The 18,784-nt window shown below is 68.8% G+C and carries 20 protein-coding genes; 9 read left to right on the forward strand and 11 right to left on the reverse strand.

Annotation, left to right across the window (positions count from 1 at the left end; translation table 11 throughout):
• Positions 1-84: 84 nt before the first annotated feature.
• Positions 85-930 carry an SH3 domain-containing protein gene (locus EJ105_RS08575; protein WP_250165994.1) on the forward strand — a complete coding sequence of 282 codons (846 nt, stop codon included), beginning with the start codon at positions 85-87 and terminating at the stop codon, positions 928-930.
• Here the strand turns inward: EJ105_RS08575 and EJ105_RS27780 are convergent.
• The 3 genes from EJ105_RS27780 to EJ105_RS08585 all read right to left on the reverse strand — a co-directional run bounded on the left by EJ105_RS27780 (position 906) and on the right by EJ105_RS08585 (position 2,770).
• Positions 906-1,040, reverse strand: coding sequence for a hypothetical protein (locus tag EJ105_RS27780; RefSeq protein ID WP_284145361.1), 135 nt, complete (start codon positions 1,038-1,040; stop codon positions 906-908). The genes EJ105_RS08575 and EJ105_RS27780 overlap by 25 nt on opposite strands.
• A gap of 77 nt (positions 1,041-1,117) precedes the next feature.
• The gene (locus EJ105_RS08580; protein WP_250165995.1) at positions 1,118-2,419 is read right to left on the reverse strand and encodes a DNA polymerase IV; all 1,302 of its coding nucleotides are present in this window, start codon (positions 2,417-2,419) and stop codon (positions 1,118-1,120) included.
• Positions 2,420-2,443: 24 nt separating this feature from the next.
• A complete protein-coding gene (locus tag EJ105_RS08585) occupies positions 2,444-2,770 on the reverse strand; it encodes a DUF3572 domain-containing protein (protein ID WP_250165996.1) in 327 nt (108 codons plus the stop codon).
• Positions 2,771-2,883: 113 nt separating this feature from the next.
• Between EJ105_RS08585 and EJ105_RS08590 the strand changes: the two genes are divergently transcribed.
• The 5 genes from EJ105_RS08590 (at position 2,884) to EJ105_RS08610 (ending at position 6,804) form a co-directional block, all read left to right on the forward strand.
• Positions 2,884-3,252 carry a response regulator gene (locus EJ105_RS08590; protein WP_024279231.1) on the forward strand — a complete coding sequence of 123 codons (369 nt, stop codon included), beginning with the start codon at positions 2,884-2,886 and terminating at the stop codon, positions 3,250-3,252.
• A 339-nt stretch (positions 3,253-3,591) separates the two neighbouring features.
• Entirely contained in the window at positions 3,592-4,131 is a 540-nt protein-coding gene (locus EJ105_RS08595) for an RDD family protein (protein ID WP_155982309.1), read from the forward strand.
• 79 nt (positions 4,132-4,210) lie between these two features.
• Entirely contained in the window at positions 4,211-4,960 is a 750-nt protein-coding gene (locus EJ105_RS08600) for an arginyltransferase (protein ID WP_029558347.1), read from the forward strand.
• A gap of 32 nt (positions 4,961-4,992) precedes the next feature.
• Positions 4,993-5,664 (forward strand): MarC family protein, encoded by a 672-nt coding sequence (locus EJ105_RS08605; RefSeq protein ID WP_029558346.1) that lies wholly within the window; start codon positions 4,993-4,995, stop codon positions 5,662-5,664.
• A gap of 102 nt (positions 5,665-5,766) precedes the next feature.
• Positions 5,767-6,804, forward strand: a complete 1,038-nt coding sequence (locus tag EJ105_RS08610; RefSeq protein ID WP_250165997.1) for a 3-hydroxyacyl-CoA dehydrogenase NAD-binding domain-containing protein — start codon at positions 5,767-5,769, stop codon at positions 6,802-6,804.
• 95 nt (positions 6,805-6,899) lie between these two features.
• Here the strand turns inward: EJ105_RS08610 and eno are convergent, their stop codons facing one another.
• Entirely contained in the window at positions 6,900-8,183 is a 1,284-nt protein-coding gene (gene eno, locus EJ105_RS08615; RefSeq protein WP_250165998.1) for a phosphopyruvate hydratase, read from the reverse strand.
• A gap of 285 nt (positions 8,184-8,468) precedes the next feature.
• Between eno and queF the strand changes: the two genes are divergently transcribed.
• Positions 8,469-8,921 carry a preQ(1) synthase gene (queF, locus tag EJ105_RS08620; RefSeq protein WP_029558343.1) on the forward strand — a complete coding sequence of 151 codons (453 nt, stop codon included), beginning with the start codon at positions 8,469-8,471 and terminating at the stop codon, positions 8,919-8,921.
• Between the two features lie 93 nt (positions 8,922-9,014).
• Complete coding sequence (locus EJ105_RS08625) at positions 9,015-10,025, forward strand: DUF1835 domain-containing protein (RefSeq protein ID WP_038193471.1); 1,011 nt, start codon at positions 9,015-9,017, stop codon at positions 10,023-10,025.
• Positions 10,026-10,043: 18 nt separating this feature from the next.
• Here the strand turns inward: EJ105_RS08625 and EJ105_RS08630 are convergent, their stop codons facing one another.
• From EJ105_RS08630 to dnaE, 3 genes are all read right to left on the reverse strand, one after another.
• Positions 10,044-11,039: an AI-2E family transporter gene (locus tag EJ105_RS08630; protein ID WP_197023020.1), complete on the reverse strand. Its 996-nt coding sequence runs from the start codon at positions 11,037-11,039 to the stop codon at positions 10,044-10,046.
• 97 nt (positions 11,040-11,136) lie between these two features.
• Positions 11,137-11,961 (reverse strand): sulfotransferase family protein, encoded by an 825-nt coding sequence (locus EJ105_RS08635; protein ID WP_250165999.1) that lies wholly within the window; start codon positions 11,959-11,961, stop codon positions 11,137-11,139.
• 66 nt (positions 11,962-12,027) lie between these two features.
• Positions 12,028-15,492, reverse strand: a complete 3,465-nt coding sequence (dnaE, locus tag EJ105_RS08640) for a DNA polymerase III subunit alpha (RefSeq protein WP_250166151.1) — start codon at positions 15,490-15,492, stop codon at positions 12,028-12,030.
• 173 nt (positions 15,493-15,665) lie between these two features.
• Here dnaE and EJ105_RS08645 point away from each other — a divergent pair, with 173 nt between their 5' ends.
• Positions 15,666-16,103, forward strand: coding sequence for an EamA family transporter (locus EJ105_RS08645; RefSeq protein WP_250166000.1), 438 nt, complete (start codon positions 15,666-15,668; stop codon positions 16,101-16,103).
• A gap of 9 nt (positions 16,104-16,112) precedes the next feature.
• Here EJ105_RS08645 and thiL read toward each other — a convergent pair whose 3' ends face one another.
• Genes thiL through EJ105_RS08665 form a run of 4 tightly spaced genes read right to left on the reverse strand, consistent with a single transcriptional unit; the run spans position 16,113 to position 18,783 of the window.
• On the reverse strand, positions 16,113-17,108 hold the full coding sequence (gene thiL, locus EJ105_RS08650) for a thiamine-phosphate kinase (RefSeq protein WP_250166001.1): 996 nt from the start codon (positions 17,106-17,108) through the stop codon (positions 16,113-16,115).
• 1 nt (position 17,109) lies between these two features.
• Positions 17,110-17,619: a transcription antitermination factor NusB gene (gene nusB / locus EJ105_RS08655; protein ID WP_029558335.1), complete on the reverse strand. Its 510-nt coding sequence runs from the start codon at positions 17,617-17,619 to the stop codon at positions 17,110-17,112.
• A 5-nt stretch (positions 17,620-17,624) separates the two neighbouring features.
• The gene (ribH, locus tag EJ105_RS08660; RefSeq protein ID WP_250166002.1) at positions 17,625-18,116 is read right to left on the reverse strand and encodes a 6,7-dimethyl-8-ribityllumazine synthase; all 492 of its coding nucleotides are present in this window, start codon (positions 18,114-18,116) and stop codon (positions 17,625-17,627) included.
• 52 nt (positions 18,117-18,168) lie between these two features.
• The gene (locus EJ105_RS08665; protein ID WP_250166003.1) at positions 18,169-18,783 is read right to left on the reverse strand and encodes a riboflavin synthase; all 615 of its coding nucleotides are present in this window, start codon (positions 18,781-18,783) and stop codon (positions 18,169-18,171) included.
• Position 18,784 lies beyond the last annotated feature (1 nt).

The raw sequence follows: 18,784 nt of genomic DNA on the forward strand, positions 1-18,784 counted from the left end.
TCATGGGATGGTTCGGCCGTGAGTGTCTTCAACGCCGCCACCCGCCAGTGCTGGCACGGGAGGCTCCGTTGGGAGGTGAATTCGATGGCTCGCCCTGGACTTGCGGCACGCAGCCGGGATGATTTCGAGGCCACACGCCCCGAATACCCGATGCGCTATCGCACAGAAACCGCGCAGAACCAGCGCCCCACCATTCCGGCACGCATCGGTGCTGGCAGCCGCCCCCGCCGCAATTCCAAACGCCGCGACGGGCTCATCCTCTGGCGGGTGCTCGGCGTTTCCGCCGCGGTGCTCATCTTCGGCATGGGTGGTTTGCTGGCTTACAATCTTGTTTCTCCGCGCTCCGACACCTCACAGGCCGCAGCCGTTCCAACCCAGCCGACACCAGCTCCCCCCCTCGCTGCCCCTGCCAGCGCAGCCGCAACGACGGCGCCGAAACCTGTGACGCCAGCTCAACCCAAGCGCATCGCAGACGCAGGGCACGGCCAGTCCGCCATCAAGGTGGCCTCCATTCTCGGCGCTGGCGGGGAGACTGCCGCCCCCATCCCGGCCGAGGCCGGGCCGACGGCCGCCGACTTTTCCCGACCTGCCTTCCTTGAGCCCGTCACCGACACGGATGAGGAAACCCTCCCGGCGAGCGCCGTGGAGACGGTGGCCGAACGCACCCCGCCCGACGCCGCCGCGCCGCTGCCTGCACCCCGACCTGTGAAGATGGCCTCTGCCGACACCGCGGCGTCCGACGACGACTCCGCCACATCCGCCCGCATCCGCTCGGCGGTCACGCTCCGCTCCGGCCCGCGCCGCTCGGCCTCGGCCATTGGCACGCTGGAGGGGGGCACGAAGGTGAAGCTCTATTCGTGCAAGAGCTGGTGCGAGGTCTCGACCGGCGACAAGCGCGGCTGGGTCTACAAGTCGTCGGTGGACCGCTGAACCGCCGCTGCCGCTCCACCGTCGCCATCCGCCTGAAGCCCGGGAAAATCGGGAAAACTCAGTCGAAACCCGCTCTCTGCCTCTCGGATGATGCCGATCACGTGGTTCATGGCGTGTCCTCCTGAAGAGGAAAGCGCCCGGGTGCCTTCCGCGTTCCGCCTGCGCGGTGTCAGCGGAGTGAGAGCCGTCACCGCTTTCTGTCGCGGCGATCGGTGGTGGCGTCGAGGAGGATGCCGCGCGAGACCGCGCCCCGGCCGAACTTCGCCCGCAGCGCATCCATGGCCGTTTCGGTCGCCTTGAGGCGCTGGCTGGTGGTGTCCACGAGATCGGCCGGGTCGGCATCGGCGATGGGGCAAAGGTCCGAGACGCCGACGCCGATCAGACGGAAAAGGGTCCCGTCCGTCTCCTTCACCAGCAGCTCATGGGCTGCCGCATTGATGCGGGCGGCGAGGCAGGTCGGCGCCTCCAGCGTGCGCGAGCGGGTGCGCAGGCGGAAATCGGCGCTCTTCAGCTTCAGGGTCACGGATCGCCCGGCGATGCCGGCGCGCTTCAGGCGGTCGCTCACTTCCTCGGAGAGCGCATAGAGCGTCTGCTCCAGCGGGCGCAGGGCGCCGATGTCACGGTCGAATGTCGTCTCGGCGGACACGCTCTTCGCCTCCCGCTCCGGCTCCACCTTGCGGGTGTCGAGGCCGAAGGCGAGGCGCGAGAGCCGCAGGCCCTCCGCGCCGTAACGGCGGGCGAGGTCGGCCGGTTCGGCGCGCTGGAGATCGCCGATGGTGGCAAAGCCATCCCGCGCCAGCTTGCCGCCGAAGGCCGCCCCCACCCCCCAGATGAAGGTGACGGGGCGCGGGGCCAGAAACGCGGCCGCCTCGCTCTGGCCGATCACCGAGAAGCCGCGCGGCTTGTCGAGATCGGAGGCGATCTTGGCGAGGAACTTGTTGGCCGCGAGCCCCACCGAGACGGTGATGCCCACCTCCCGCTCCACGTCGCGGGCGAAGCGCGCGAGCGTCCGCGCGGGGCTTGCCTGATGCAGGGTCTGCGTGCCCGAGAGATCAAGGAAGGCCTCGTCGATGGAGAGCGGCTCCACCAGCGGGGTCAGCGCCTTCATGCGGGCGCGGACCTCGCGGCCGACCTTCACGTATTTCTCCATGTTGGGCTTCAGCACCACCGCATCCGGGCACAGGGCCAGCGCCTTGAACATGGGCATGGCCGAGCGCACGCCATGAATGCGGGCGATGTAGCAGGCGGTGGAGACCACCCCGCGCTTGCCGCCGCCGATGATGAGCGGGACGTGCGCGAGGTCCGGATTGTCCCGTTTTTCCACCGCCGCATAGAAGGCGTCGCAATCCACATGGGCGACGCTGAGGCTGTGCAGTTCGCCATGCCGCACCACCCGCGGACTGCCGCAGGCGACGCACCGCAGGCCGCGCGCCCCGGCAGCGGCGGGAACGTCCGAGAGGCAGTCGCGGCAGAGGCCGGGCGCGGTCATGGCGTCAGGAGGCGGTGCCGCCGGCTACATGGGACGGCGGACGACCGCGTCCGGATCGATGGGCGGCGAGAGGATCTCGTGGGCAGCGGCCACATGGCGCGGATCGAGACCCTTTTCGGCGGCGAAGGCAAGGAGAAGGGGCTCGTCATTGAGCACGAAGGCGAGCACGCCGGCGCCGAAATCGCGCCGGCCCGCCGCCTCGCGCAGGTTGGCGGGGGTGAGGCCGGTCTCGGCGAGGAATCGCACGAGGCGCTCGCCATCGGCGGCGATGAAGGAGAGGGCGGAAACCGCCACTTCCTGCGCCGCATCACGCTGGGCCTTGAGGCCCCTTGGTTTGTCCTGAATGGGCATTTGCGCTTCCGCAAGGATTGGGGTCTAGCTGTCGGCGGCATTCCAGCACGTTCGCCGCGTGCTGCGAAGGGTGGCAGGATGCGGCGAAGTCGGGCCGGGTTTCGGGGGACGCGATGACCAAGACGGTGATGATCGTGGAGGACAACGAGCTCAACATGAAGCTCTTCCACGATCTCCTGGAGGCGCACGGCTATCGCACGGTGGAGACACGCTCCGGCGTGGAGGCGGTGGAGCTGGCCCGCGCCAACCGGCCGGACCTCATCATCATGGACATCCAGCTGCCGGAGATTTCCGGCCTCGATGTCACCCGCAAGCTGAAGGCTGATCCCGAACTGCGCGCCATCCCCGTGGTGGCCGTCACCGCCTTCGCCATGAAGGGCGACGAGGAGCGCATCCGCGCCGGCGGCTGCGAGGCCTATCTCTCCAAGCCCATTTCGGTGGCGCGCTTCCTCGAGACGGTGCGCCAGTACACCGGCGGCTGAGGTGGGGACAGCCGAATCACCGGCTTTTCCTTTCGCCCCGTTGTGCTAGTCTTCGCGGCTTCCAGATGCGAGGCGGAAGGTGCGCGGCCGGCCATGCCGGTCCAGAGGCCCTTTCGCTGCCAGACAACCCTACGGAGTGCTCAGGTCCGCCGCATCTCCTGGGTCCGTGGGGTTTGGCCGGTGGGTGAGCGTCGCGGGAGGCCTCCCCGCCCGCTCCCCGCCGGCCAGCCTATCCTCTCCCCCTCCTGCTCTCCCGGTCCCTGCTCTCCCGGTCATTGCGTCCCCTTGCGTCGCCCGCGCGTCGTCACCACGTTTGCGTGCTGAAGGAGTTGCATTGCCATGAGCACCACCGGCGACACGTCCCGCGAGCCTGCCGACACCGATATCGCCTATCGGCCGCACGCGTTCGATCCGGTGACGCAGCCGGAACTGTTCGAGGGCGTCCTCTCCCGCCGCATCATCGCCTTCCTCGTGGATGCGCTGATGGTCATCGGGCCGGTGGTGCTGTTCGGCGTGTTCGTGTTCGTGTTCGGCATCGTCACGCTGGGCCTCGGCTGGCTGCTGTTCTGGCTGACTGGACCGGTCTTCATCGTGTGGGCCGTCGCCTATTACGCCTTCACCCTCGGCTCGCCCGCCTCCGCCACCCTCGGCATGCGACTCATGGAGATCGAGCTGCGCACTTGGTACGGCGCGCCCTGCTACGCGCTGCTCGGCGGGGTGCGCGCGGTGTGCTTCTGGGTGTCGGTTTCGGTGCTGACCCCGTTCGTGCTGCTGGTGGGCCTGTTCAACGACCGGCGCCGGCTGCTGCACGATTTTCTCTGCGGCACGGTGGTCATCAACAGCGCAGATCGGGCCGAGGCGCTGCGCCGCATCCGCTGAAATTTCACCCTCCCGGCGACTGCGCCTTTGACGGGCCTGCACGCAGGCGCGATGATCCTGGTTCAGAGGCCAGATCCCCGTGAGTGAGCACCCCCGCGACACACCACAATTCTATCTGACGGCGCCCTCCCCCTGCCCCTACCTCCCGGGCAGGGAGGAGCGGAAGGTGTTCACCCACCTCGTCGGCGACCGCGCGGCCGCGCTCAACGACGTGCTGACACAGGGTGGATTCCGTCGCAGTCAGTCCATCGCCTATCGCCCCGCCTGCGAGGGCTGCAAGGCCTGCGTGTCGGTGCGCATCTGCGTGGCGGATTTCCAGGAGAGCCGCAGCTTCCGGCGGGTGCAGGCGCACAACGCCGACATCGTCGGGCAGGTGAAGCCGCCCACGCCCACCTCCGAGCAATACAGCCTCTTCCGCACCTACGTAACCTCCCGCCACGGCACGGGCGGCATGGCGGACATGAGCGTGCTCGACTACGCCATGATGGTGGAGGACACCCACGTCCACACCCGGCTTGTGGAATACCGCAAGCGCGGGCCGGACAGCCGCATCCTCGAGCGCGGCACCGGAGACCTGATGGCGGTGGCCCTCACCGACATCCTCTCCGATGGCCTCTCCATGGTCTATTCCTTCTACAACCCGCTGGCGCAGGACCGCTCGCTGGGCACCTACCTGATCCTCGACCACGTGACGCGGGCGCGGCAGATGGGCCTGCCTTACGTCTATCTGGGCTATTGGGTGCAGGGGTCGCGGAAGATGGACTACAAGCGCCGCTTCCTGCCGCAGGAGCGCCTCTCGCCCCATGGCTGGGAGCGCATCGAGGACTAGAGCCGGGGCAAGGCACCGCGCAGGGGGGCCGGATGCATCTGACCAACGCGGTCAACATCTTCATCACCGTGTTCGCGGCGCTCTTTCCTATCGTGAACCCGCTCGGGACGGCGCCCATCTTCCTCACCTTCGTGCGCCGCTGCTCGCCGCAGGTGCGCGAGCGCATCGCGCGCAGCGTGGCGATCTACGGCTTCCTGCTGCTGTTCGGGTCGCTGGCCATCGGGGCGCAGATCCTCCTGTTCTTCGGCATTTCGCTGCCGGTGCTGCGGGTCGCCGGCGGGCTGGTGGTGGCGGTGGTGGGCTGGAACATCCTGCACGAGGACGAGAACGCCCCCGGCAAGGCGAAGGGCGTGGAACTGGATGAGGCGCACGCGCAGGACCAGGCCTTCTATCCCCTCACGCTGCCGTTGACGGTCGGCCCCGGCTCCATCGCCGCGACGGTGGCACTCGCGGCCGGCCACACACCCACCTGGAAGACCGATCCCCTCTTTCAGCTTTCCAGCGTGCTCGGCGCGCTGGCCGGGCTCCTGGCGGTGTCGCTGACGGTCTATTTCTCGTTCCGCGAGGCGCCCACGCTGGAGCGCGTGCTGGGCAAGACCGGCACCAACGTGCTGGTGCGCCTGTTCGCCTTCATCCTGTTCGCCATCGGCGTTCAGATCATCTGGATGGGCGTGGAGGCGCTCGTCACGCAATTGCCCCGCTGAGGGCAAACGTCGGGACAATCCTGGCATACCTCTAGAGCGGTGCAGCGCACACCCGCATGCTGCTAGAACTGTGCATCTCCCCTGCCGCTCCGGAGCTGCACCATGTCCCATCTCAATCCCCCCATCCGCCGCGTCTCCGTGATCGGGGCCGGCACCATCGGGGCCAGCTGGGCCGCGCTCTTCCTCTCGCGCGGGCTGGAAGTGGTGGTGAGCGATCCCGCCCCCGGCGCGCGGGAGGCGACGCAGGCGCTGATTTCCGGGGCCTGGCCGGTACTGTCCCAGCTCGGCGGCGAGGACTGGATCGACCCCACCACGTGGCGCTTCGAGCCGGACCCGGTGGCCGCGGTGGAGGGCGCCGATTTCGTGCAGGAGAATGCGCCCGAGCGCTACGAAGTGAAGCAGAAGCTGTTTCCCGCCCTCGACGCGGTATTGCCGCCGGAGGTGGTGATCGCCTCGTCGTCCTCCGGCCTGCTGGCGAGCCGCATCTCCGAGGGCTGCCGCCACCGCGAGCGCTGCCTCATCGGCCATCCCTTCAACCCGCCCCATCTGATCCCGCTGGTGGAGGTGGTGGGCGGTGCCCATGCGAGCCGCGACGCCATCGCCCGGGCCATGGCCTTCTACCGCTGGCTCGGCAAGCACCCCATCGAGATCCGCAAGGAAGTGCCCGGCCATGTAGCGAACCGCCTGCAGGCGGCCCTGTGGCGCGAGGCCATCCATCTGGTGGCGGAGGGCGTCGCCTCGGTGGAGGATGTGGATGCCGCCGTATCCGAGGGCCCCGGCCTGCGCTGGGCGCTCATGGGCCAGCACATGACCTTCCATCTCGGCGGCGGCGCGGGCGGGCTCGGACAGTTCATGCACCACCTGCTGCCGGCGGTGGAAACGTGGTGGGACGACCTCGGCGCCCCGGCCATGACGCCGGAGCTTCAGGCCGCGCTGGTGGCCGGCGTGGAAGCCGAGGCCGCCGGCCGCTCCATGACGGATCTGGCGCAGCGGCGCGATGCGCTGCTCACCCAGCTCGTCGCCCTCAAGCGCGCCGCCGATGTGCGCGACGAACAGGCCGAGATCAGCGCGCGGCTGGACGAGGCGCTGGAGGAGAGCTTCCCCGACAGCGATCCCATCGCCGTGCGCGGTGACGACTGAGAGAACGATAAAAAAGGAAAGGCCGCCGCGAGCCCAAGCCCGCGGCGGCCTTTCCTATTTCCGTCCCTGCCGCGCACGCGCGCAGCAGGGAGGGATCAGGCCAGCGACTTGATCGCGGCCTTGCCGGCGTAGCGGGCCGAATCGCCCAGTTCCTGCTCGATGCGCAGCAGCTGGTTGTACTTGGCGGTGCGGTCCGAGCGGGCGAGCGAGCCGGTCTTGATCTGCCCGCAGTTCGTCGCCACCGCGAGGTCGGCGATGGTGGAATCCTCGGTCTCGCCGGAGCGGTGGGACATCACGGCGCGATAGCCGGCCTTGTGGGCCATTTCCACCGCGTCCAGCGTCTCGGTCAGGGAGCCGATCTGGTTCACCTTCACGAGGATGGCGTTGCCCACGCCGTCCTTGATGCCGCGCGACAGGCGCTCGACGTTGGTGACGAACAGGTCGTCGCCCACCAGCTGGCACTTGGAACCGATGGTGTCGGTGAGGAGCTTCCAGCCGGCCCAGTCATCCTCGGCCATGCCGTCCTCGATGGTGACGATGGGATAGCCGGCGACGAGCTGGGCCAGATACTTCACCTGGGCCTCGATGTCGCGCACCTTGCCCTCGCCCTCATAGTGATAGGCGCCGTCCTTGAAGAACTCGGTGGAGGCGCAGTCGAGGCCGATGAACACGTCCTCGCCCGGCTTGAAGCCGGCCTTGTCGATGGCGCCCATCACGAAGTCCAGCGCCGCCTCGGCGGAGGCGAGGTTGGGGGCGAAGCCGCCCTCGTCGCCCACGTTGGTGTTGTGGCCGGCGCTCTTCAGGCCGCTCTTCAGCGTGTGGAAGATCTCCGCGCCCCAGCGCAGGCCTTCAGCAAAGGAGGAGGCGCCGGCGGGCAGGATCATGAATTCCTGGAAGTCGATGGGGTTGTCCGCATGGGCGCCGCCATTGACGATGTTCATCATCGGCACCGGCAGCACGCGGGCGTTCACGCCGCCCACGTAGCGGTAGAGCGACAGGCCGCTCGCCTGCGCGGCGGCCTTGGCCACCGCCAGCGACACGCCGAGGATGGCGTTGGCGCCGAGGCGGGCCTTGTTGGGGGTGCCGTCGAGACCGAGCAGCACGGCGTCGATGTGGGCCTGGTCCTCGGCCTCGTAGCCGCCGACGGCGTCGAAGATCTCGCCGTTCACCGCGTCCACGGCCTTGGACACGCCCTTGCCGAGATAGCGGCTCTTGTCGCCGTCGCGCAGCTCCACCGCCTCGTGGGCGCCGGTCGAGGCGCCCGAGGGAACCGCAGCGCGGCCGAGGGAGCCGTCTTCCAGCACCACGTCCACCTCGACGGTGGGATTGCCGCGGCTGTCGAGAATCTCGCGGCCGATGATATCCACGATGGCGGTCATGAAGGTCCCTTCCTTGGTGTCCCGCGTGGGGGCGTCCCGCGGCGGCGAGCGGCGGCGGCCTGATGGCTGCCCACGGGGCCGTGACGGACCCCCTCACCCTTCAACCTCGCCCGCCCCCGGGAGTGGAAGGCGAGGCGCCCTCCAGGCGCCGTGCTTCTAGCGCGAACCTTCGCTGATGCGAAGGGGCTTGATCGCAAAGAGGTGATCGGTCGCAAAACCGCCCGACGGCGGTTGAACATTGCCGGCCCGAAAGCTATGCCGCCGATCCATTCCCAAGGAAGCGTGATGACCGACCGCCCGTTGCAGCTCGGCGCCCAGAGCGCCCTGCCCCCGTCCCCCGAGGAGGCGGTGCTCGACCGCGTGCCCAATCCCCATCCCGATGCCGATTACGTGGCGCGCTTCACCTGCCCCGAGTTCACATCGCTCTGCCCGGTGACGGGCCAGCCGGACTTCGCGCACCTCGTCATCGACTACGTGCCGAACCTGCACCTCGTGGAATCCAAGTCGCTGAAGCTCTATCTGGGCAGCTTCCGCAACCATGGCGCGTTCCACGAGGATTGCACGGTTGCGGTCGGCAAGCGGCTGGTGACGCTGCTGGAGCCGCGCTTCCTGCGCATTGCCGGCTACTGGTATCCGCGCGGCGGCATTCCCATCGACGTGTTCTGGCAAACGGGTAAGCTGCCGGAGGGCGCCTGGCTTCCCGATACGGGGGTTGCGCCCTATCGCGGTCGCGGGTGAAGCTGGGGCTGACGGTCGCGAGAGCCGGCCGACGGGGGGATGAACGAGACGGCTGCGGCGAGACCGCTGCGCCGACAACCCGAGGGCATCAGCATGCCGAAGCTCATCGTGACCAACGGCGACAGCGCGGCCGAGCGCCTGCGCGAGGCCGGGATCAAGGGCCATATCATCCCGTGGCGGGACATGCTGCATGATGGGCCGGTGCCCGCCGCCACCCTGCTCGACGACGTCTCCGACGTCAGGGCCGACTTCCTCTCTTCCGCCCTCGGCCTGCCGTTCGACGAGGTCCGGGCCGATTTCGCCCATCGCGACGCGCAGATGGAGGTGCATTCGGCCTATGGCGAAGTGGAGCTGTGGTTCGAACACGATCTCTACGACCAGCTCCAGCTGATCCAGATCCTCGACTACCTCGCCCATGAGCCCGAGCGCATGGGGGTGAGCCTCGTCCAGGCCTCCCACTACCTCGCCGTGATGGAGCTTGAGGACCTGCGCGCCCTTGAAGCGCAGCGCACTCCCGTGACCCATGTCCAGATGGAGACCGCGCGACAGGCGTGGGAGGCGTTCACCGCGCCGACGCCGCGCCCGCTTTCCACCTTCCTCGAACGCCCGCACGAGGCGCTGCCCTACCTGTCGCCCGCCCTCTCCCGCCTCGTCTGCGAGCTGCCGGCGCCGGGCAGCGGCCTGTCGCTGACCGAGGAGCGGATGCTGCGGCATCTGGCCGGCGGGCCGATGAAGGTGGCGCATCTCTATGCGGCGGTCCATTCCATGGATCAGGCGCAGTTCCTGGCCGACCTGCCCTTCTTCCTGCGCCTCGATGGCCTCGCCTTCGCCCATGAGCCGCTCGTCACCGGCCTGCCCTTCCGCTCCAGCGAAGCGCCGAGCCTGAGCTTCACGCCCGGCGAGGACGGCGCCGCGGAGCGCAGCTATCGGGCCTATGCTGCGGCCGAGGTCTCCCTCACGGCCGCTGGATCGGCGGCGCTCAAGGGAGCCTTCGACCACGCGGCCAACAATGGGGTCGAGCGCCATCTCGGCGGCACGCGCATCTGCGCCGGCGCCATGTGGCGCTATGATCGGGCGGCGGGGCGGCTGGTACTGCCAAACTGAGCAGGGACGGCGGCGACCTCAGGCCGCTGCGTCCTCCTCGGCGACCTGCTCACTGTGGGCCTTGAAGGCCGCGAAGGCGACCACGGTCAGCGGGGTCGCCAGCACCACGCCCAGCGCGCCGAAGATGCTGCCGAACGCCACCACCGCGAACAGCGTCACCGCCGGCGGCAGGGACACCATGCGCTGCTGCAGCAGCGGCGTGATGATGTTGCTCTCCGCCTGCTGCACACCGACGAACACGAGAAGCGTCCAAAGCCCGGTGTCCGCGCCCATGGTCAGCGCGATCAGCACCGCCGGGGCGGCCGCCATCACCGGGCCGATCATCGGCACGAATTCGGCGAGGCCGGCGAACAGGGCCAAGGCCAGCGAGGAAGGCACGCCCACGATGGTGAGGCCGATGAAGGTGAGCACGCCCACCACCACCATGGCGATGAGCTGCGCCTTGAGGAAATGACGCAGGTCCTCCGACACCATCGCGAGCTGCCGCGCCGCCGTCGGACGCTCGGAGGGGCGCCACAGCGACAGGAACATGCGGCGGTAAAGCTCCGGAGAGACGGCGAAATAGATGCCGCCCACCACCACCAGGAACACGCCCAGAACCACCTGGAACAGGTTGGAGGTGAAGCCCTGCACGACCGAGAGAAGCGTGTCGCTGGAGGGCGCCGCCGCCTCCGCCCGCTTGAGGAGATCGTCGCCGAGACCTTCCAGATGGAAACGCTGCTCGAATTCGGCCCACGCCGAGGGCAGCTCATTCACCAGCTGCGTCACCTGCACCTGGATGGTGGAGCCGAACAGATAGAGCGCGAGCCCGAGCCCGCCGAAAACGAGGATCCCCACGGGGATCACCGCATACCGCTCGGGAAAGCGCGTCCACTTGGCGAAGGGCTCGGCAAGCGCATGGAGCGCCAGGGAGACGAGGCACGCGGCGAACACCTGGAGGATGACGTCGTAGATCTTCCACGACAGCCATGCGAGCGCGATGACGATGCACGCGATGGCGACACGCCGTGCCACGTCCCGGTCCGAAACCATGGTGCCCCCAGATGCTCGCGGATGTTCGATGCGTTTGCGGCTTCATAGCGCGAAACGCCACCGTCCGCGCACCGGAAAGTCAGAGGGGCCGGAACACCGCCCGGACCAGATCGAGGCGGCGGCAGGCCGCGCGATCCTGCGGATCGACCATCAGCCGCTGCATGGCGTCGAATGTCTGCGCGGCGAGCAGGCCCCGCCAGGTGGTGCGGGAGGGCGGCGGCAGCGCGTGGTGGCGGAGGCTCGGCTTCAGCGTGCCGTCGATCTCGGCGAGGCTTTCCGGCGGAAGCTCAGGCCAGTGTTCGCCCAGCTGGCGCCCGGCGCGGTCCATGGTGCCGCGCCAGTCGGACATCAGACCGTCGAACGAGATCACGGTGCGCGGCATGCCGCGCGTCGCGATCTCGGAATCGAGCGTGTAGCGCAGCCAGATGCCGAGCCCCTTGCCGAGGTCGAAGCCGTCCCGCTTGGTGAGGGAGGCGGCCACCTCCACGGGGTTGCGCAGGGCGAGAAACGGCACGATGCGGTAGCCCGCCTTCTTCAGCACCGGGTCATAGATGGCCATGAGACGGGAAATGCGGGGATCCTTGAGAACGATGTCGGGCGCATCGCCGTATTCGTCGGCGAGCGCGCGGCGCACCTCATCGAGAAGGCCCGAGCTGCGGGCCGCCGCCATTACATCCCCGCCCATCACCTTGCGGGAGGACCATTTGTGGCCGCAGGCCTTCAGGATGCGTTCGTCGAGGTCCATGAAGACCTCGCTCTCCCAGAAGCCGGCCTCATTGGCTTCGGTGGCGGCCATGAGGGTCTTCGGGGCCGAAAAGCCCATCAGGTTGATGATGCGGGTGAGCGCCGATGTGCCGCTGCGGTGCATGCCCAGCACCAGAACGGCGCGCTTGTATGTCGTCACGGAAGGCTCCTTGAACGACAGGGCCGCCCGCTCCCGCCGCTTACGGAAGGTCTGATAGACGCACCGTCACGCGGCTTCAACCGCCACGACACCGGGAATGGCCTTGATGGCCCCGGCAATCTGCGGCGACACGGAATATTTGCCGGGCAAACTTACCTCCACCTCGGCATGGGCGTCGTCGACCAGCAGGATCAGGCTCACCTCGCCGGCCCCGCTGCCCCCCGTCTTTCCGTCCGACAGGCGGCGCGCGATGCCCTCGATGGGCTCGGGCGAGCGCAGGAAGATGCGAAGGCCCTTCTGGTGCTTCGCCGTGACGGGGTCGAGCTTCTCGCAGGAATTGATGCGCACACGCACATCCTCGCCGTTCATCTCGGCGGCGACCATCATGAGCAGCGGAGTGCCGGGCTCCAGCAGGTCGCGGTAGTGCGCGAGGCCCTCGGAGAAGATCACCGCCTCGTAGTGCCCCGAGGGGTCCGAGAGCCCGACGATGCCCATGCGCGTGCCGGACTTGGTGCGCCGCTCCTGCTTGGAAACCACCGTCGCCGCCAGCCGCCCTGCCGCCGCGCCGGAGCGCACCGCGCGGGAGAAGTCGGCAAAGGACTGCACCCGCATCTTCTTCAGCGCCTCGGCATAGTCGTCCAGCGGATGGCCGGTGAGAAAGAAGCCGATGGAATCATATTCCCGCTGCAGCCGCTCCGAGGGCAGCCAGGGCGACGCCTCGGGAATGGGGAGGGAGGCCGCCGCGGCCGGGCCGGAGCCGAACATGTCGTTCTGGCCGGACTGGGCGTTAGCCTCCACCCGTTGCGCCTCGGCCACGATGGGCTCGATGGCGGCGAAGGCGCGGGCGCGGTTCTTCTCCAGCACATCGAAGCAGCCGGCGGCCATCAGGCTTTCCAGCGTGCGCTTGTTGACGAGCTTCACCGGCAGGCGCGCGGCGAAGTCGCCGAACGAGCGGAACGGCCGGTCGCCCCGCGCCGCCACCAGCGCGTCCACCGCCGCCTCGCCGACGCCCTTGATGGCGGCCATGGCGTAGATGATCTTGCCGTCCTTCACGCCGAACTCGCGGGCGGACAGGTTGATGTTCGGCGGCACCACCTCGATGCCGAGCCGCTGCGCCTCCTGCCGGAATTCCGCGAGCTTGTCGGTGTTGCCTTTATCGAGCGTCATGGAGGCGGCGAGGAACTCGGTGGGGTAGTTCGCCTTGAGCCATGCGGTCTGGTAGGCGACCAGCGCATAGGCCGCCGCGTGGGACTTGTTGAAGCCGTAGTCGGCGAACTTCGCCAAGAGGTCGAAGATGGTGTCGGCCTGCGCCTTCTCGATGCCCCGCCCGGCGGCGCCGGAGACGAAGCGCTCGCGCTGCTTCTCCATCTCGGCGCGGATCTTCTTGCCCATGGCGCGGCGCAGCAGATCGGCTTCGCCCAGCGAATAGCCCGCCATGGCCTGGGCGATCTGCATCACCTGTTCCTGATAGATGATGACGCCGAATGTCTCCTTCAGGTACGGCTCCAGCATGGGGTGGAGGTAGTCCGGCGTCGCCCGGCCGTGCTTGCAGTCGCAATAGACCGGGATGTTGGCCATGGGGCCTGGCCGGTAGAGGGCGACGAGGGCGACGATGTCCTCGATGCGGTCGGCCTTCATGTCCACCAGCGCGCGGCGCATACCCGCGCTTTCCACCTGGAACACGCCCACCGTCTCGCCCTTGCCGAGCATGTGGTAGGTCTTGGGATCGTCGAGCGGGATCTTGGAGATATCGAGGTCGATGCACCGCTGGTGCACCAGCTTCACCGCCTTCTCGATGGTGGTGAGCGTCTTGAGGCCGAGGAAGTCGAACTTCACGAGGCCGGCCTGCTCCACCCATTTCATGTTGTACTGGGTGACCGGCATGTCGGACCTGGGATCGCGATAGAGCGGCACCAGCTCGTGGAGCTGGCGATCGCCGATCACGATGCCCGCGGCGTGGGTGGAGGCGTGGCGGTTCAGCCCCTCCAGCTTTACCGCGATGTCGAAAGCGCGCTTGACTACCTCTTCCTGATCGCGCGCCGCCTGAAGGCGCGGCTCGTCCTCGATTGCCTGCTTCAGGGTGACGGGATTGGCCGGGTTCTGCGGGACGAGCTTGCACAGCTTGTCCACCTGCCCATAGGGCATTTCCAGCACGCGCCCCACGTCGCGCAGCACGCCGCGCGCCTGGAGCGTACCGAAGGTGATGATCTGCGCCACCTGCGCGCGGCCGTAGCGCTCCTGCACGTAGCGGATCACCTCGTCGCGGCGCTCCTGACAGAAGTCCACGTCGAAGTCGGGCATGGACACGCGGTCCGGGTTCAGGAAGCGCTCGAAGAGCAGGCCGAACCGGAGCGGATCAAGGTCCGTGATCTGGAGCGAATAGGCCACCAGCGAGCCCGCGCCCGAGCCACGCCCCGGCCCCACCGGGATGTCGTGCGCCTTGGCCCACTTGATGAAGTCCGACACGATGAGGAAGTAGCCGGGGAACTTCATCTTGGTGATGACGGAGACCTCGTAGGCGAGGCGCTCGTGATAGGCGGCCTCGTCCAGTCCCGGCGCCGGCCCGTGCTTGGCGAGGCGAGCCGCGAGCCCCTCCTCCGCCTGCCGCTTCAATTCTGCGGCCTCTGCCTCCAGCGGGTCGGAGCCCTCGGCCTTCTCATCCGCCGTGGTGAAGCGCGGCAGGATGGGCTTCACCGTGCGCACGCGGTAGGCGCAGCGCTTGGCGATCTCCACCGTGTTGGCGGTCGCCTCGGGCAGGTCCGCGAACAACTCCAGCATCTCGGCGCGGGTCTTGAAGCGGTGCTCCGCCGTCAGCCGCCGCCGGTCGCCTTCCGAGAGCAGACGCCCCTCGGCGATGGCGAGGAGGCCGTCATGGGCCTCGAAGTCGGATTTTGCCGCGAAGAAGGGTTCGTTGGCCGCCACCAGCGGAATGCCCTTAGCATAGGCAAGCTCAAGCAGCGCCGGCTCGGCCAACCGCTCGGGATCCGCACCGTGGCGCTGCACCTCCACATAGAGCCGGTCGCCGAACAGGGAAGCGAGCAGATCCAGCCGGTCGGCCGCCATCTCCGGATGGCCGCCGACGATGGCGCGGTCCAGCGGTCCGGACGGGCCGCCCGTGAGGCAGATGAGGCCGGTGTTCGCCTCGGCCAGCCATTCGGGCAGGATGCGCGGCTCGTCCTCGCTCGCGGTTTCGAGGAAGGAGCGGGAGACGAGGCGCATCAGGTTGCGCCAGCCCGCGTCATCCTTGGCCAGCAGCACCACGCGGGGCTTCTTCGGCCGCAGGCCGCCGCGCGGCCCGGCCGCATCCGGCAGATCGAGCGCCAGCGACACGCCGGGAATGGGCTGGATGCCCGAACCCGACATCTTCTCGGAAAACTCAAGCGCGCCGAAGAGATTGCCGGTGTCGGTCAGCGCGATGGCCGGCTGGTAGTCCGCCTTCGCCAGATCCGCCAGCTTGCCGACGGAGAGCGCGCCCTCCAGCAGCGAATAGGAGGAATGGACGTGCAGGTGGATGAAGCCGGGATCGGACATGAGGCTCGGAGCGCCGTTCACTGAGCGGGGGATTCGTTCTCCCTTAAGGTAGCCCTGATTGTCGCGCAGAGAAGAGCGGCTCGTTATCCAAACACCATCCGCCGCGACCATGCCCCCGCTATCCTCTGCCGGTCGCACCCGTATGCTGCCGGGAGCAACAGGATGGAGCCGGCATGACGCGGTCGCTTCTCGCCAACTGGGTGTTCTGGGCCGTCCTCTCGGCCGCCTTCGCCGCGCTCACGGCCATCTTCGCCAAGGTGGGCGTGGCGGGCGTGGATTCCGACTTCGCGACGCTCATTCGAACGGTCGTCATCCTCGCACTGGTGGCGGCCATCGCCCTCTCGCGCGGCGCATGGCAGCCAGTCACGAGCGTGTCGGGACGCACCTGGACGTTCCTGCTGCTGTCCGGGCTCGCCACCGGCGCGTCGTGGCTGTGCTACTTCCGCGCGCTGAAGATGGGCGATGCCGCCCGCGTGGCGCCGGTGGACAAGCTCAGCGTGGTGCTGGTGGCGGTGTTCGGGGTGATCTTCCTGGGCGAAAAGCTGTCGGCGGCGGCAGCGCTGGGCGTCGCGCTCATCGCGGCCGGGGCGGTGCTGGTGGCGCTCGGCTGAGGGCAGCCTTCAGAAGTGGCTGTAGCTGCCACTGCCGAGATCGAGCGGATGGCCACCGGCGTCGGTCACGTCGAGGCCGGAACCTTCCCGCGTCTCGCCGATCAGCGCCACGGGTACACCCGCCTGCGCCGCCTCGAGCGTGAAAGCGGGAACGGCCGCATGGGGCACGCAGGCGAGGATCTCGTAATCGTCGCCGCCCGACAGGGCCACCGCGAGCAGGCCCGGATCGGCCTTCACCGCAGCGGCAGCCGCCGCCGAGAGGGGCACGCGCCGCGCCTCCACCTTGCCGCCGCAGCCGGAGGCGGCGAGCATCTTGGCGAGGTCGCCGGCGAGCCCGTCCGACACGTCCATGGCGGACGCCGCATGCCGGCGCAGGACGCGGGCAAGGGCAAGGCGCGGCTGGGGGTTCAGATAGCGGTCGAGGAGATGCGCGCGCTGCTCGCCGGACAGTCCGGCGAAAGCCGGCGCATCGCCGTCCTGCCGCAGCCGGAGGCCCAAGGCGGCATCGCCGATGGTGCCGGACACGAAGATGGCCATGCCCGCCTGCGCCCCGCTGCGCGGCACGAACTCGCCCTTGGGCACCGCCCCCAGCGCCGTGATGGTGATCGTCACCGGGCCGGGGGTGGAGACCGTGTCCCCGCCGAGGATGGGGCAGGAGAAGGCCTCCGCATCGGCCCCGAGGCCGGCGGCGAAGGCTTCCATCCACGCATCGGGCGTGCCCTTGGGCAGGGCGATGGCCATCAAGGCGCCGATCGGCGCGGCGCCCTTGGCGGCGAGGTCGGAGAGGTTCACCCGCAACGCCTTGCGGGCGATGGCGGCGGGCGGATCGTCGGGGAAGAAATGCACCCCCGCGACCACTGCATCCTTAGTCAGCACAAGGTCGCAGCCTTCGGGCGGCGACAGCAGCGCGGCATCGTCCAGAAGGCCGAGCGCGCCCTGCGACCCGGCGATGGGGCGGAAGTAGCGGGCGATGAAGCGATCCTCGCCCGAGCCGCCGCCCTCCATCTCAGGCGCCCCGGAATTCGTCGGGCCGCAGCTCGTGCGCCAGCGCGTCGAGCACGGCATTCACCATGCCGGTCTCGTCGCGATCGAGGAAGGCGCCGGCCACATTCACATATTCGGTGATGACGACGCGGGCGGGCGGGTCCTTGGCCATCAGCTCGAAGGCGCCGGCGCGCAGCACGGCGCGCAGCACCGCTTCCACCCGCTTCAGCGGCCAGCCCTTGGAGAGGGTGCCGTCCACCAGCGGATCGATCTGGCGCTGGGCGTTCAGCACGCCCTCCACCACCGAGCGGAACAGCCGGCGGTCGGCTTCGGGGAATTCGATGCCTTCCACTTCCTGGCCGAGCCAGTGGCTCTCGAACTCGGCGAGCACGTCGTTGAGGGGCGTGGCGGCGAGGTCCATCTGGTAGAGCGCCTGCACCGCGCCGAGGCGGGCCGCGCTCTTCTTCATGGGCTTCTGCGGCGCGGTCTTCTCGGCCTGGCTGCTCGACTGGCTTTTGGCTTGGTCGCTCATGACGATCACGCTTCCAGCCGGCGTTTCAGCCGCAGCAGGCTGAGCGCGGCCTCGGCGGCGCCGCCGCCCTTGTTGCCCTCGGAGACGCGGGCGCGCTCCCAGGCCTGCGCCTCGGTGTCCACGGTGAGGATGCCGTTGCCCACCGGCAGGGCGTGGGCCATGCCCAATTCCATCAGTCCGCGCGCGGATTCGGCGGCCACGATGTCGAAATGGAAGGTCTCGCCGCGGATGACCACGCCGAGGCCCACCACCGCGTCCACCGGCTCGCCGCCCTCTTCGTATGCGGCAAGGGCGATCTCGGCAGCGACGGGAATCTCCAGCGCGCCGGGCACGGTGATGACCGCCACCGTGACGCCGGCAGCCTCCAGCGCGGCGCGGGCGCCGGCGAGGAGTTCGTCGGCCAGCGCCTCGTAATAGCGGCCTTCGACGATGACGACGCGGGCGCCTTCAAGCGCGGCATCGGCTTCGACGGCGGTTTCCCTGCGCGTCGTGACCATGGGCATTCTCCGAAATCTGGACGGCGCACCGCGCCGGAATTGGGCCGAAGGCCTAGCTGGCCCGGGGGAACTCCGCAAGCCGGGCGGCATAACGGGCCATCAGGTCGGCCTCGAAATTCACCGTGTCCCCGGCCTTCACCCCACCCCAGGTGGTGACGGAGAGGGTGTGGGGAATGAGAAGGCAGGAGAAGGTGTTGCCGTTCACCTCGTTGACCGTCAGCGAGGTGCCGTCGAGCGCCACCGAGCCCTTGGCCGCGACGAAGCGCGCCAGTCTCTCCGGCACCTCGAACACGAAGCGCGTGGTGGTGCCGAGATCCTCCCGCGACACCACTTTCGCCGTGCAGTCCACATGGCCGGACACCATGTGCCCGCCCAGTTCGTCACCCATCTTGAGCGAGCGCTCCAGATTGATGCGCCGGCCCTCGTCCCAGCCCGCGACCGTGGTGATGGCCAGCGTCTCGGGCGCGGCATCCACGGTGAAGAGGGTGGCGCGGGGGCCGCCCGACGTCACCGAGGTGACGGTGAGGCACACGCCCGCATGGGCGATGGAGGCGCCGATGTCGATGCCGGCTGCATCGAAGTCGGTGGCGACGGTGAGCGTCTTCACCTCGCCCTTCCGCTCGACCTTCACGAGGTCGCCCATGTCGGTCACGATGCCGGTGAACATC

The organism is Xanthobacter aminoxidans (assembly GCF_023571765.1).
In the GTDB taxonomy this organism is placed as follows: Bacteria; Pseudomonadota; Alphaproteobacteria; order Rhizobiales; family Xanthobacteraceae; genus Xanthobacter; species Xanthobacter aminoxidans.